This window comes from Bradyrhizobium sp. CCBAU 53340 (genome assembly GCF_015291645.1).
GTDB lineage: Bacteria > Pseudomonadota > Alphaproteobacteria > Rhizobiales > Xanthobacteraceae > Bradyrhizobium.
In genome coordinates, this window is the sequence record NZ_CP030055.1 from 5,745,130 (window position 1) to 5,759,542 (window position 14,413).

General features: G+C 64.6%; 13 protein-coding genes. 11 read left to right on the top strand and 2 right to left on the bottom strand.

The features are described from left to right. Positions 1-2: 2 nt before the first annotated feature. Together XH89_RS27130 and XH89_RS27135 are read right to left on the bottom strand one after the other, a co-directional pair. On the bottom strand, positions 3-803 hold the full coding sequence (locus tag XH89_RS27130; protein ID WP_194463432.1) for an alpha/beta fold hydrolase: 801 nt from the start codon (positions 801-803) through the stop codon (positions 3-5). Further along, positions 803-1,060 (bottom strand): DUF6489 family protein, encoded by a 258-nt coding sequence (locus XH89_RS27135; RefSeq protein ID WP_128953009.1) that lies wholly within the window; start codon positions 1,058-1,060, stop codon positions 803-805. Before XH89_RS27135 ends, XH89_RS27130 begins: the two co-directional genes overlap by 1 nt. A gap of 361 nt (positions 1,061-1,421) precedes the next feature. Here XH89_RS27135 and XH89_RS27140 point away from each other — a divergent pair, with 361 nt between their 5' ends. The 11 genes from XH89_RS27140 (at position 1,422) to XH89_RS27190 (ending at position 14,410) form a co-directional block, all read left to right on the top strand. Next, the gene (locus XH89_RS27140) at positions 1,422-3,023 is read left to right on the top strand and encodes an ABC transporter substrate-binding protein (protein ID WP_194463433.1); all 1,602 of its coding nucleotides are present in this window, start codon (positions 1,422-1,424) and stop codon (positions 3,021-3,023) included. A 100-nt stretch (positions 3,024-3,123) separates the two neighbouring features. Then, entirely contained in the window at positions 3,124-4,104 is a 981-nt protein-coding gene (locus XH89_RS27145; RefSeq protein WP_194463434.1) for an ABC transporter permease, read from the top strand. A 1-nt stretch (position 4,105) separates the two neighbouring features. After that, entirely contained in the window at positions 4,106-5,068 is a 963-nt protein-coding gene (locus XH89_RS27150) for an ABC transporter permease (RefSeq protein WP_194463435.1), read from the top strand. 13 nt (positions 5,069-5,081) lie between these two features. Further along, positions 5,082-6,068, top strand: a complete 987-nt coding sequence (locus XH89_RS27155) for an ABC transporter ATP-binding protein (protein ID WP_194463436.1) — start codon at positions 5,082-5,084, stop codon at positions 6,066-6,068. Then, complete coding sequence (locus XH89_RS27160; RefSeq protein WP_194463437.1) at positions 6,065-7,054, top strand: ABC transporter ATP-binding protein; 990 nt, start codon at positions 6,065-6,067, stop codon at positions 7,052-7,054. The genes XH89_RS27155 and XH89_RS27160 overlap by 4 nt, the downstream gene beginning before the upstream one ends. Before the next feature lie 82 nt (positions 7,055-7,136). Next, positions 7,137-8,942, top strand: a complete 1,806-nt coding sequence (locus XH89_RS27165) for a gamma-glutamyltransferase family protein (protein ID WP_194463438.1) — start codon at positions 7,137-7,139, stop codon at positions 8,940-8,942. Between the two features lie 9 nt (positions 8,943-8,951). Next, entirely contained in the window at positions 8,952-9,662 is a 711-nt protein-coding gene (locus XH89_RS27170; RefSeq protein ID WP_194463439.1) for a DUF1028 domain-containing protein, read from the top strand. Continuing rightward, positions 9,659-10,642, top strand: coding sequence for an ABC transporter ATP-binding protein (locus XH89_RS27175; RefSeq protein WP_194463440.1), 984 nt, complete (start codon positions 9,659-9,661; stop codon positions 10,640-10,642). Before XH89_RS27170 ends, XH89_RS27175 begins: the two co-directional genes overlap by 4 nt. A gap of 175 nt (positions 10,643-10,817) precedes the next feature. Further along, positions 10,818-11,927: an ABC transporter ATP-binding protein gene (locus tag XH89_RS27180; RefSeq protein ID WP_194463441.1), complete on the top strand. Its 1,110-nt coding sequence runs from the start codon at positions 10,818-10,820 to the stop codon at positions 11,925-11,927. 22 nt (positions 11,928-11,949) lie between these two features. After that, positions 11,950-13,458: an ABC transporter substrate-binding protein gene (locus XH89_RS27185; protein WP_194463442.1), complete on the top strand. Its 1,509-nt coding sequence runs from the start codon at positions 11,950-11,952 to the stop codon at positions 13,456-13,458. A gap of 10 nt (positions 13,459-13,468) precedes the next feature. Next, complete coding sequence (locus XH89_RS27190) at positions 13,469-14,410, top strand: ABC transporter permease (protein WP_194463443.1); 942 nt, start codon at positions 13,469-13,471, stop codon at positions 14,408-14,410. The last annotated feature ends 3 nt before the right edge of the window (positions 14,411-14,413 follow it).

Here is a 14,413-nt window from a genome sequence, read left to right on the forward strand (position 1 = left end):
CGTCAGACCGATATTGCCCGCTCCGGCGGGGCATATGCAATGGCAAACGGCCCGGCCCGATCAAATGGCCAGAACTCCCCCTCCGGTTGCGCCAGGCGATCCGCCACGGCCCACAACGCCGCGGGGTTCACCCCGAGCCCGATATGGCTGGCGAAATACACTTCGATGTTCTCGGCCCGGTCGGAGGGGCGCAACAGGCAGGTCCGCCAATTCACAACGCCATCGGCGCGCGAATAAATCGACGTCGCGGGCACCTTGAGATCACCCGCGATCGCCTCGCGCAGCTCGGCAAAGTCCTCGACCCGTTCGCCTGATAACGCCTCGTATAGCGCGGTCGCATTGGTCGCCCGCACATCATTGGCAAAAGGGCTGCCGAGTGTGATGACATAACGGACCAACTCGGGCGCCTGAAGCGCAAGATCGCGAGCATAGACACCGCCAAGGCTCCATCCGACCAAGCTGACTTTCCGCCCGCTTGCAGCGTGGATTTCGGCGAGGCGGCCGCGCAGGGCTTCCCGCATCCGCGCCAGCCCGCCGAGATTGCGGCCCATCCGCCAGGCATGGGTCTCATAGCCGAGCTCGCCGAGATAGCGCCGCATCGGCGCCATCGACAGATCGCTGGCGAGAAAGCCCGGCAGCGCCAGCACCGGATGGCCGTCGCCCCTGGGCGCACGCATCAACAGCGGCGACAGCAGGAGGCTGGCGTTGAATTCGAACAGGCCGCGCGCCTCGGCGAGCAGCAGGCCGAGGGCCGGCGGGCGAAGCCGGTCCGAGCCCGGCGCCCCGTCGCGCGTATCAGGCATTATTTCTTCTTGTCGCCGCTACGCGGGGCGCCGAGACCAGCCATGGTCACGAACATGTCCTGAAACCGTTCCGCCAGCTTGGGATCGAAGGTGAACCAGCTCTGGATCAGCGATTCCGGCGAAACCTTCTCGATGTTGCTCAGGACCTGCTGCTGGAGCTTGTCCATCACCGCCGTCTGCATCGGCGACACATCCGGCAATCCGAAGAACTGGCGGGCCTCGAGGGGGGTGCAGTCGATTTCGATGTTAACTTTCATGTCCCCTCCGGATGAGATTCGAGCGGCGTCAGACAGTATCGCCGCGACACGGTGTGCGACGCAAGCGACCTGAGGCGGGGACCGGACGCCGGCTTCCCCAATCGGCGGATATGGTCAATCAAATTGGCGGCGGCGGACCGTTTCCACCCTCATTTTCGAAGCCTGGCCGGGCCAAAAGTCCAATGTCGCTCGCACGCCTCTCTCCCCTAGAAGCTGGTCAGCATTGCTGCACAGCGGTGCAACTTGGCGCGTTCCTTGCTGGAATGGCGCTTGCACGGGTCGAGAACTCTGGGCAACATGGATCGATCAGCCCCGCCGAACAATCAAAAATCACGGCGCGGGCGAGTGGAGAGGGTCAAGAATGTCAGTCGGACGAAGTTTGTTTGCGGCGACGCTCGCCGGTGCGCTTGCGTTGGCGGCCTCGCCGGCGTCGAGCCAGACGCTGCGCTACGCCAACCAGGGTGAGCTGAAATCGCTGGATCCCTACACCTTGAACGAGTCGACCACCAGTGCGCATCTCGGACATGTCTATGAGGGCCTGGTCGCCCGCGACAAGGACCTGAAGATCATCCCGGCGCTCGCCGAGAGCTGGGAGACGCCCGAGCCGACACGCTGGCGCTTTCACCTGCGCAAGGGCGTGAAATTCCACAACGGTGACCCCTTCACCGCCGATGACGTGGTGTTCTCGGCCGAGCGCGTGCGGGCGAAAGGCTCGAATTTCCAGAGCCGCGTTCCCGCCGATGCAAAGGTCGTCAAGATCGACGATTACACCGTCGATTTCATCCTGACCTCGCCCAATCCCATCCTGACGGCGCTGTGGGCGACCTGGTACATCATGGACAAGAAATGGGCAGAGGCGAACGATGCAGTGGCACCGACGCCCGCGGCCGCGACGACCCCGAGCTATGCCTCGCTCCATGAAAACGGCACCGGCGCTTTTACCATCGAGAGCCATCAGCCAGGCGTGAAGACCGTCTTCAAGGCCAATCCGAACTGGTGGCGCAAACCGGAACATAATCTGAAGGAGATCGTCTTCACGCCGATCGCAAACCCGGCCACGCGTGTCGCGGCCCTGCTGTCGGGCGAGGTCGACGTGATCGAGCCGGTTCCGGTCCAGGACATCGAGCGCGTCAAGGCGAGCCCCAACGCCACGGTGCTGACGGGACCCGAGCTCCGCACCATCTTCGTCGGCATGGACCAGGCGCGCGATGAGCTCCTGTACTCCAACGTCAAGGGCAAGAACCCGTTCAAGGACGTTCGCGTCCGCGAAGCCGTCTACCGGGCGATCGACGTCGACCTGATCAAGAATCGCGTCATGCGCGGGCTCTCCACGCCGTCCGCATTGATGGTCGCACCGGAGATCTTTGCGATGTCGAAGGACTTCAAGCGACCGAAGCTCGATCCCGACGCCGCCAAGAAGCTTCTGGCGGACGCTGGCTATCCGGATGGTTTCGAGGTGACAATGGACTGCCCGAACGATCGCTACGTCAATGACGCCGCGATCTGCCAGGCGATCGTCGGCATGCTCGCTCGCATCAACATCAAGGTGGATCTGCTGGCGCAGCCCAAGGCCCAGTATTTCGCCAAGGTGCTGAAGCCCGGCGGCTACAAGACTTCGCTGTTCTTGCTGGGTTGGACCCCGGATACGCTCGACTCCCACAATGTGCTCCACGACATCATGGGCTGCCGGGACGATCCCAAGGATCCCAACCGCGGCGAAGCCAATCTCGCCGGTTATTGCAACAAGCAGTTCGACGAGCTCGCGGACAAGGTTCTCCTGGAGCCCGATCCGACCAAGCGCGATCTCCTGATCAAGCAGGCCTTCGAGCTCTCGATGAAGGACTGGGCCTATATCCCGCTGCATCAGCAGGCGCTCGCCTGGGGCGTGTCGAAGAAAGTGAAGCTGACCCAGCGCGCGGACAATCAGGTCCTGCTCTACTGGGCGACCAAGCAGGACGAGTAGTGTAGACAAGTTGTGAAGTCCCGGAAGCTCTGGCTTCCGGGACTTGCCGTTTCGGGTTAACGCAATGATGCGTGCTGCTGAAGAGATGTGAAAGGAACAGATGCTCGCTTTCACACTGCGCCGAGCCATCCAGGCCATCGGTGTCATGATCGCCGTTGGGGTCATCGCCTTCTCGATGTTCCGCTTCGCCGGCGATCCCGTGAACCAGATGGTGGGGATGGATACGTCAGGCGCCGAACGCGCCGCGATCCGCAAATCGCTCGGTCTCGACGATCCCATCATCGTGCAGTTCGGCCGCTATGTCGGCAACGCTGCGCAATTCAAATTCGGCGTGTCCTACCAGTTCCGCCTGCCGGTCACGAACCTGCTGATGGAGCGGATGCCGGCGACGCTCGAGCTGGCCATCGTTGCCACGATCTTTGCGATGCTCAGCGGCATCCTGATGGGCGTCTACTCCGCGCTACGCCGCGACAGCTGGCTCGCGCACATATTCCAAGCCGTGTCGCTGATCGGCATTTCGCTGCCGACCTTCCTGATCGGCGTTCTCATGATCTACCTGTTCTCGGTGACCCTCGGCTGGCTGCCCTCGTTCGGACGGGGCGACGTCGTGCATATCGGCTGGTGGACGACGGGCCTGCTGACGCTGTCGGGCCTGAAAGCGCTGATCATGCCTTCGATCACGCTTGGCCTGTTCCAGATGACGCTGATTATGCGGCTGGTGCGCGCCGAGATGCTGGAAGTGCTGCGGACCGACTACATCCGCTTCGCCCGCGCCCGCGGGCTGACCACGCGGGCGATCCATTTCGGCCACGCGCTGCGCAACACGCTGGTTCCCGTGATCACCGTGGCAGGCCTGCAATTCGGCTCGGTCATTGCTTTCGCGATCATCACCGAAACCGTGTTCCAATGGCCGGGCATGGGGCTCCTGTTCGTGCAGGCCGTTCAGAACGTCGATATCCCGATCATGGCGGCCTATCTGATGATGGTCTCCCTGATCTTCGTCACCATCAACCTCGTGGTTGATATCCTCTACACCATCGTCGATCCGCGGCTGCGCTCGACGGTCAGCCGGGCACACTGACATGAGCGAAGCCGTCGTTCCCCACCCGACCGAAAAGCGCCCTGCGGCCGCGCCTGGCTGGTTCAGGCGCGCCCTCGACAGCGACCTGTTCTATTCGTTCCGCCGCTCCAAGATCACGATGATCGCGGCGGGTGTGACGCTGCTGTTCTTCCTGATCGCGATCTTCGCCTCGGTGTTGTCAGTGCAGAATCCGTTCGACCCGGGGCAGCTCCAGCTGATGAATTCGCGCATCTCGCCGCTCTGGACCGCCGACGGCCAGAGCCCGTTCCTGCTCGGCACCGACGAGCAGGGCCGCGACGTGCTGTCGGCGATCCTCTACGGCCTGCGCATCTCGCTGCTCGTCGGGGTGCTCGGCGTGGTCCTGTCCGGCGCGATCGGCATCCTGCTCGGCCTGACGGCGGGCTATTTCGGCGGTGCCGTCGATGGGCTGATCATGCGCATCGCCGACGTGCAGCTTTCCTTTCCGGCTATCCTGATCGCGCTTCTGATCAATGGCATCGCCAAATCGGTCTTTGGCAACAAGCTCGACGAGATGAGCATGCTGGCGGTCCTGGTCTTCGCGATCGGCCTGAGCTTTTGGGTGCAATATGCGCGCACGGTGCGTGGCTCGGTCCTGGTCGAGAAGAACAAGGATTATGTCGCGGCCGCGCAATTGATCGGCCTGCCCGCGCCCGTGATCATGCTGCGCCACGTGCTGCCGAATACCACGGGGCCGGTCCTCGTGATCGCCACCATCAACCTCGCGCTCGCCATCATCACCGAGGCAACGCTGTCGTTCCTCGGCTCGGGCATGCCCGAGACCATGCCGTCGCTCGGCACGCTGATCCGGATCGGCAACGGCTATCTGTTCTCAGGCGAATGGTGGATCGTCGCCTTCCCCGGAATCGCACTCGCAGCACTGATCCTGTCGATCAATCTGCTCGGCGACTGGCTGCGCGACGCGCTCAACCCCAAACTCCGATGAGTCCACAGCGTTCATGACCGACCCCGTTCTCTCCGTCCGCAATCTCAAGGTCGAGTTCGCCTCCCGCCGCGGCACGCTGCGCGCGATCGACGGCGTCTCCTTCGACATCGCCAAGGGCGAAGTGCTCGGCGTGGTCGGCGAATCCGGCGCCGGCAAATCCGTGACCGGGCTTTCGGTGATCGGGCTGATCGACCCGCCCGGCCGCATCGCTGGCGGCGAGATTCGCCTCGCCGGCCTGCGCATCGACAATCTGCCGCCCGAGGAAATGCGCCGCGTGCGCGGGAAGCGCATCGGCATGATCTTCCAGGATCCGCTGACCTCGCTCAATCCTCTGTACAAGGTTGGCGACCAGATCGTCGAGACGATCCGGACCCATCTCAATCTCTCCGAACAGGCTGCGCGCCGCCGCGCCATCGATTTGCTCGCCGAAGTGGGTATCCCTGCCCCCGAGAAGCGTATCGACGGCTACCCGCATGAGTTCTCGGGCGGCATGCGCCAGCGCGTGGTGATTGCGCTCGCAATCTGCGCCGAGCCCGAGCTGATCATCGCGGACGAACCGACCACGGCGCTCGACGTCTCCGTGCAGGCGCAGATCATCTCGCTGATCAAGCGGCTCGGCCGCGACCACGGCACCGCCGTGATGCTGGTGACGCACGACATGGGCGTGATCGCCGAGACCTCGGACCGCGTCGCGGTGATGTATGCCGGCCGCGTCGCCGAAATCGGCCCGGTGCAGGACGTCGTGAGAAACCCGCTGCACCCCTATGCCAAGGGCCTGATGGGCGCGATCCCGACGCTTGCCGGCGACGACAAGCGCCTGGTGCAGATCCCCGGCTCGATGCCGCGGCTCTCGAACATCCCGCGCGGCTGCTCGTTCAACCCGCGCTGCGCCTCGGTTTTCGATCGTTGCCGGGTGGACCGGCCGGAGCCACTGTCGCGCGGCGCGCAATCGGTCGCCTGCCATCTCTATGACCCCGCGTCGGCGGAGACCGCGGCATGAGCACCCCTTTCGTCCAGGGCACAAATCTGCGCCGCGTCTTCGACGTTTCAAAGCCTTGGCTCAACCGCGTGCTCGAGGGCGGCCAACCCGAATATCTCAAGGCCGTCGACGGCGTCACCTTCGACATCAAGAAGGGTGAGACCTTTGCGCTGGTCGGCGAGTCCGGCTCCGGCAAGACCACGGTGGCGCGCATGGTGGTCGGCCTGTTGCCGCCGAGCTCCGGGGATGTGCTGATCGACGGCATTTCCATGACCGATCCCCGGCAGGCGCCGGCGCGGCGCAAGCTGCGTCGCCGCATCCAGATGATCTTCCAGGATCCCTATGCGAGCCTGAATCCGCGCTTCCGGGTCGATGCCATCATCTCCGAGCCGATCCGCGCCTTCGACCTGATCGAGGGCGAACGCGACATCCAGGCCCGCGTCGGCGAGCTGCTCAGCCTCGTCGGCCTGCATCCCGACGACCGGCTGAAATTTCCGCACGAATTCTCCGGCGGCCAGCGCCAGCGCATCGCGATCGCGCGGGCGCTCGCCTCAGACGCAGAGTTCATCGTCTGCGACGAGCCGACCTCGGCGCTCGATGTCTCCGTGCAGGCGCAGATCCTGAACCTGATGCGCGACCTCCAGGACAAGTTCGGCCTGACCTACATGTTCATCAGCCACAACCTCGCCGTGGTCCGCCACATGGCGAGCCGGGTCGGCGTGATGTATCTCGGCCGCATCGTCGAAATCGCGGAAGGGCGCGAGCTGTTTGCCCGCCCGCGCATGCCGTACACCAAGATGCTGCTGGGCGCCGTGCCTGATCTCGCTATGAGCGGCCGCCAGCGCATTCCGGTGAAGGGGGAGATTCCGAACCCGATCAATCCGCCGTCGGGCTGTGCCTTCAATCCGCGTTGCCCGCTGGCGTTCGAGCTTTGCCGCAAGGAAGTTCCAAAGCTGATCGACGGCGTCGCCTGCCATGCCGTGAACACCGCGCCGGTCCCGGCATAACGCGCGCGTGCCATGCGGCCTGTGCATTTGGCATCCCAGCGCCTGATGTGATCAATTGCGCGCGCCGCAAATGAGGTAGCCTATGGCCAGCAACGTCAATCCGGACCCCTTCACGACGCGCCCCGAGATCGAGGGCACGTTCGGGGTCGTCGCGTCAACGCACTGGATCGCGACCGCCGTCGGCATGGCCATCCTCGAAAAAGGCGGCAACGCGTTCGACGCCGGCGTCGCCACTGCCTTCACGCTTCAGGTCGTCGAGCCGCATCTGAATGGCCCTGGCGGCGATGTCCCGATCATCGTGCACGACGTGAAACATGGCCGCACCGAAGTGATCTGCGGCCAGGGCCCGGCCCCCGCGCGAGCCACCATCGCGCACTACAAGAGCGAAGGCCTCGACATGGTGCCAGGCACCGGCCTGCTCGCGGCCTGCGTGCCCGGCACTTTCGAATCCTGGATGATGCTGCTGCGCGACTACGGCACGATGCGCGTGCGCGACGTGCTGGAGCCCGCGATCTCCTACGCGCGCGACGGCTATCCGCTGGTCGAGCGCGCCTGCGCCACGATCCAGACCGTCGAGCAATTGTTCCGCAAGCACTGGCCGACCTCGGCCGCGGTCTACCTGCCGAACGGCGAGGTGCCGAAGCCGGGCACGATCTTCACCAACAAGACGCTGGCTGCAACCTACACCCGGATTCTGAACGAGGCGGAAAGTGGCGCCGGTGGCCGCGACGCCGAGATCGAACGTGCGCGCAAGGCCTGGTCGCAAGGCTTTGTCGCCGAAGCCATCGACAAGTTTTGCCGAACGCAGGAGGTGATGGACGTCAGCGGCTCCCCGCATCGTGGCGTGCTCTCCGCCGACGACATGGCGCGCTGGCAGCCGACCGTCGAAGCACCGCTCACCTACGATTATGGCCGCTACACCGTCTGCAAGGCCGGCGTCTGGAGCCAGGGTCCGGTGACCCTTCAGCAGCTCGCGCTGCTCAAGGGCTTTGCGCTCGACGGCCTCGATCCGACCGGGCCGGAATTCATCCATCTCCAGATCGAATGCGCGAAGCTTGCCTTCGCGGACCGCGAAAAATTCTACGGCGATCCCAAGTTCTCCGACATCCCGATCGCGACATTGCTGTCAGATGCCTACAACGACCAGCGCCGCAAGCTCGTCACCGACAAGGCATCGCTCGATTTCGTGCCTGGCACTGTCGAAGGCTTCGGCGGCGTGGTCAAGCTGCGTCGCGCCGAAGGCCAGCGCGAGGCGGTCGGCGCACTCGGCGCCGGCGAGCCGACGGTCGGACGCTTCGGCGAGGTGCGCGGCGATACCGTGCATTTCGATATCATCGACAAGGCCGGCAACATGGTGTCCTCGACACCGTCAGGTGGCTGGCTGCAATCCTCGCCTGTCATTCCTGAGCTCGGCTTCTGCCTCGGCAGCCGCGCCCAGATGTTCTGGCTGGAGGAAAACCATCCCGGCTCGCTCGCCCCGGGCAAGCGGCCGCGCACGACGTTGTCGCCGACCATCGCACTGCGCGACGGCGAACCGTATCTGGCCTGGGGTTCGCCCGGCGGCGATCAGCAGGACCAGTGGATCACGCAGTTCTTCCTGCGCCACGTCCATTGCAATCTCAATCTCCAGGAAGCGATCGACGCGCCGGCCTGGCATTCCGAGCATTTCCCGATCTCGTTCTGGCCGCGCACCGCGCGTCCCGGCGTACTCGTGGTCGAGAACCGTGTGCCCAAGGCAACGATCGAGAATTTGCGCGAGCGCGGGCATGTCGTCGAGGTCGGACCCGACTGGTCGGAGGGCCGCCTCACCGCGGCCTCGCGCGTCGGTATACGTCGCCGCGCCGCCGCCAATCCGCGCGGCATGCAGGGCTACGCCGCGGGACGCTGAAGGCAGCACATGACCTGGTCGATCATCGCGCGAGATCCTGCCACCGGCCAGTTCGGCATTGCGGTCGCGACGCGATTCTTCGCCGTCGGCGCGCGCGTGCCCTACATCGCGGCCGGCCTCGGCGCCATCGCAACCCAGGCCTTCGTCAATCCCTATTACGGCATCGACGGCGTCAAGCTGCTCCGCGACGGCCTGAACGCACATGACGTGCTCGCCGCGCTGCTCGCGACCGACGACGGCCGCGAGAGCCGGCAAGTCCATATCATGGATGCCAGCGGCGCGATCGCGGCGCATACCGGGCGCGACTGCATCGACTGGTGCGGACATATCGCAGGCAGCGGCTTCTCGATCGCTGGCAACATGCTGGCCGGCGCCGACGTGCTGGCCGAGACGGCGAAGACCTACATCGCCAATGACAGCCTGCCCTTCCCGCGTCGGCTGCTCGCGGCAATGCGCGCTGGCGAAGCTGCCGGTGGTGACAAGCGCGGCAAGCAATCCGCGGCACTGCTGATCCACGGCGAGGAGGAATGGCCGGCGCTGGACATCCGCGCCGACGACCATCCCGACCCGCTCGGCGAACTCGAGCGGCTCGAACGGGTCAGCCACGAGCTCTGGGTCCACTTCCGCCCGTCCATGCCGACCCGACAGAACCCGGCCGGCAACACCGATCGCAACGTGATTGACGCCAGCATCGCTGCGGCCCGGGCAAGACAAGCATGACCCCTCTCATCGAGATCAGGGGCCTGCGTATCCGCTTTCACGGCGACGACGGCCGTATCACTCATGCTGTCGACAGCATCGATCTTAGCGTCGCCAATGGTGCGACGCTCGGTCTCGTCGGCGAGTCCGGCTGCGGCAAGAGCGTGACGTCGCTGGCGATCATGGGCCTGCTGCCGAAGCAGACGACGGAGATTACAGGGTCGATCCGCTTCGAGGGTTTTGACCTCTTGCAGACGCCCGATCAGACCCTGCGGGACCTCCGCGGCAACCGGCTCGCGATGATCTTTCAGGAGCCAATGACGTCGCTCAACCCGAGTTTTACGATTGGCGACCAGATCATCGAGACGATCCTGCGTCACCGCGGCGGATCGCGGAAGAGCGCGCGCGAGCGGGCGATCGAGCTGCTGCGGCGCGTCCACATCCCCTCGCCCGAGCGGCGTATCGACGAGTATCCGCACAAGCTCTCCGGCGGCATGCGCCAGCGCGTCATGATCGCGATGGCGCTTGCCTGCGATCCGCAGCTGCTGATCGCGGACGAGCCGACGACCGCACTTGACGTCACCTTGCAGGCGCAAATCCTGGAGCTGATGCGGGAATTGAAGGCGGCGAGCGGCGCGGCGATCATCCTGATCACCCACGATCTCGGCGTCGTCGCAGAAGTCTGCGACGACGTCGCGGTGATGTATGCCGGCGAAATCGTCGAGCGCGCGCCGGTGGATGAGCTGTTCTCCGCGCCGCAACATCCCTACACCGTCGGCCTGCTGGGCTCGATCCCGCGACTCGACCATCGCGCCGAGCAGCTTGCCACCATCGAAGGCATGGTGCCGAACATGGCGCAGCCGCCCGCCGGCTGCCGCTTCGCTGCGCGCTGTCCATTCGTGCTGGAGGCCTGCACCAGGGCGCCGCCGCCACTGATGGCCATCAGCCCCGGCCATGCCTCGCGCTGCATTCGCGCGCCGCTCGAATTGTTGGTGTCATAATGGCGCGGCTCTCTCCTCTCGTGCCCCGGGCGCGGCGCAGCACAAGCAAAGCGCCGTGGTGCGCTGCTGAACCGGGGCCCACGCGGCGGCAAGCTGGGTCCCGGTTCAGCGTCGCAACGCTTCGCATTGCGCCACGCCCGGAACACGAGACCAAGCTTTTTGGAGAGCACGAACGATGACCGCGCTGCTCGAGGTCAATGGCCTGGTGAAGCATTTCGTCGCCGAGCGCTCGTTGCTCGGCCGGGCGCGGGCGCATGTCAAAGCGGTCGATGGCGTGTCCTTTTCGCTCGAGGCCGGCAAGACGCTGGCGCTGGTCGGGGAGTCCGGCTGCGGCAAATCCACCGTCAGCCGCCTGGTGCTGCGGCTGATCGAGCCGGATGCCGGAAGCGTGCGGTTCGACGGCCGCGACCTGCTCTCGCTCGATGCCGATGCGCTCAGAAAATTCCGCCGCGAGGCGCAAATCATCTTCCAGGATCCCTACGCCTCGCTCAATCCGCGCATGACGGTGGGCCAGATCCTGACCGAACCGCTGGCGCTGCACGATCTCGTTCCGCCGGCGCAGCGGCGCGGGCGCGTCGCGGAGCTATTGCGGCTGGTCGGGCTGGAGCCGCGGCTGGCGCGGCGCTATCCCCACGAATTCTCCGGCGGCCAGCGCCAGCGTATCGCCATTGCCCGGGCGCTTGCGGTCGAGCCGAAACTGATCATCTGCGACGAGCCGGTGTCGGCACTCGACGTCTCGATCCGCTCGCAGATCCTCAACCTCTTGCGCGAGCTTCAGGACGGGCTTGGCCTCGCCTATATCTTCGTTTCGCATGATCTCGCGGTAGTCAAGCACATCGCCGACCGCGTCGCGGTGATGAATCTCGGCTGTATCGTCGAAGAGGCGGATGCCGATGAATTGTTCGCCCAGCCCCGCCATCCCTATAGCCGCGCGTTGCTGTCCGCGATTCCCCTTCCTCAGCCCCACGCCAAGCGGACGAAGGTCGTGCTGCAAGGCGAGATCCCGAGCGCGCTTAATCCGCCGGCTGGTTGCCGCTTCCACACCCGCTGCCCCTTCGTGATCGACCGCTGCCGCACTGAGGCGCCGGCGCTGGTGGCCGATGGCGGTGGCCACGCCACTGCCTGCCATCGCGTCAGCGAACTGCCTCCGGCCAACGCGATCCTGCCTGCAGCGGCCGGATTTTCGCCGGCACTGGCAAAATTAGTCGCAGCTTTCAGCCGAAAGACGGAAGGCGCGAACCCGGTCGGTGTTGGTATACAGAGTGCAAGGCCTACAACGACGTAGCCGGAGCAATGGGGACTGTCCGATGAAGATGTTTCGCCTGGCCGCGACGGCTGCCGTCGCCCTACTGACGCTTGGAGCCGCCCAGGCCCAGACCACGCTGCGAATTGGGCTTGCCGAGGATCCTGATATCCTCGATCCCACCATGGCGCGTACCTATGTCGGCCGCATCGTGTTCGCCGCCTTCTGCGACAAGCTGTTCGACATCGACGAGAAGCTCAATATCGTGCCGCAGCTCGCACTGTCGAGCGAGACGGTCGATGACGGCAAGGGCCTCATCATCAAGCTCCGGCCCGGCGTGAAATTTCACGACGGCGAGCCGTTCGACGCGGAGGCCGCCAAGTTCTCGCTCGAGCGCCACCTGAACTTCCCCGGCTCGTTCCGCAAGCCGGAGCTCGCCTCGGTCGACCACATCGATGTCATCGATCCCCTCACCATCAAGATGGTGTTGAAATCGCCGTTCTCCCCGCTGCTCGCCCAGCTCACCGACCGCGCCGGCATGATGGTGTCGCCAAAGGCCGCGAAGGAAGCCGGCGACAAGTTCGGCCTGCATCCGGTCTGCGCCGGCCCCTACAAATTCGTCGAGCGCGTGCAACAGGATCGCATCGTGTTCGAGAAATTCGCCGACTACTGGAACAAGGAGAACGTCTTCATCGACAAGATCGTGTTCCAGCCCATCGTCGACGGCACGGTACGGCTGGCGAATTTGAAATCCGGCGGCCTCGATCTGATCGAGCGCGTGCTCGCCACCGACCTCAAGGAGGTGCGTAGCGATTCACGGCTGAAGGTCGCCACCGCCATCGAGCTCGGTTATCAAGGTATCACGCTCAACATCGGCAAGGACAAGGCCAAGGGGCCACTCAGCCAATCCGCCAAGGTGCGGCAGGCACTCGACCTTGCTATCGACCGTGAAGCGATCAACCAGGTCGTGTTCAACGGCGAGTTCCAGGTCGGCAATCAATGGGTCAATCCCGATCATCCCTATTATCAGAAGAGCCTGCCGATCCGTGCGCGCGACGTTGAGAAGGCCAAGGCGCTGCTGAAGGAAGCCGGCGTGAAGCCACCGGTCAGCGTCGATTTCCTGGTGCCGAAGGGCGTAGAGACCGAAACGCCGGCGCAGGTCATTCAGTCGATGGCGGCCGAGGCCGGGTTCGACATGAAGATCCGCGTCACCGAGTTCGCGACCGGACTGAAGCAGGCCGAGTCCGGCGACTATCAGGCCTTCATGCTCGCCTGGAGCGGCCGCGTCGATCCTGACGGCAACAGCTACATCTTCCTGCACAGCAACGCGCCTCAGAATTACGGCGATTGGAACAATCCGCGGGCCGACAAGGCACTGGAAGACGCGCGGCTCGTGACCGACCCCGCCAAGCGCAAGGCCAGCTACGAAGTTCTGGCGAAGCTGGCTCAGGACGAGGAACCGATCCTCTACCTCTACCATCGCCGCATCATCATCGCGCACACCACCAGGCTCGAGGGTTACAAGCAGATGCCCGACGGTCTCGTGCGCATCGTCGGCCTCAAGCTGAAGTGACTCCAAGCGGATGCTGAACTTCCTCGCCCGCCGCATCGCGCAGATCATACCGACACTGTTCTTCGTGTCGGTACTGATCTTCTCGCTGCAACAGCTGCTGCCGGGTGATCCCGCACTGGTGATGGCCGGAGAGGAGCGAGATCCGGCCGTGATCGCGCAGATCCGCCAGCAATACCGGCTCGATCAGCCGTTGCCGGTGCAATATGCTTACTGGGCCAAGGGCGTACTATCAGGCGATTTCGGCGAATCGCTGCGCATCAAGGTGCCGGTACGTGAGCTGATCGCGCAAAAGTTGCCGGTGACGCTGCAGCTCGGTTCGATGGCCATCATCATCGCGTTCCTGATTGGCATCCCCGCCGGGATCGTCGCGGCCGTGAAGAAAGGAACGGCCTGGGACTACGGCGCCAATTTCTTCGCGCTGTGGGGTATCTCGACGCCGAACTTCTGGCTCGGCATCATGCTGATCTTCCTGTTCTCGATCAAGCTCGGCTGGTTGCCGGCTTCGGGCTATGTGCCGCTGACCGAGAACTGGCGCGCGAGCCTGGCCGCCACAATCATGCCGGCCTTCGTGCTCGGCAACGCCATTGCCGCGGTCCTGATGCGGCATACCCGCAGCGCCATGCTCCAGGTGCTGGAAAGCGACTATGTCCGCACCGCGCGCGCCAAGGGCCTCTCCGAGCGCTCGGTGATCCTCAAACATGCCATGCGCAACGCGCTGACGCCCATCATCACGCTCGGGGCGCTCGAACTCGGCACGCTGTTGTCCGGCGCGGTGCTGACGGAGCAGATCTTCTCCATCCCCGGCTTCGGCAAGCTCATCGTGGACGCCGTGTTCAACCGCGATTACGCCGTCGTCCAGGGTGTGGTGATGGTCACCGCCACGGTCTACATCACGCTCAATCTGGTCGCCGATATCGCCTATATCCTCGTCAACCCGCGGCTGAGGGGCTAGGCC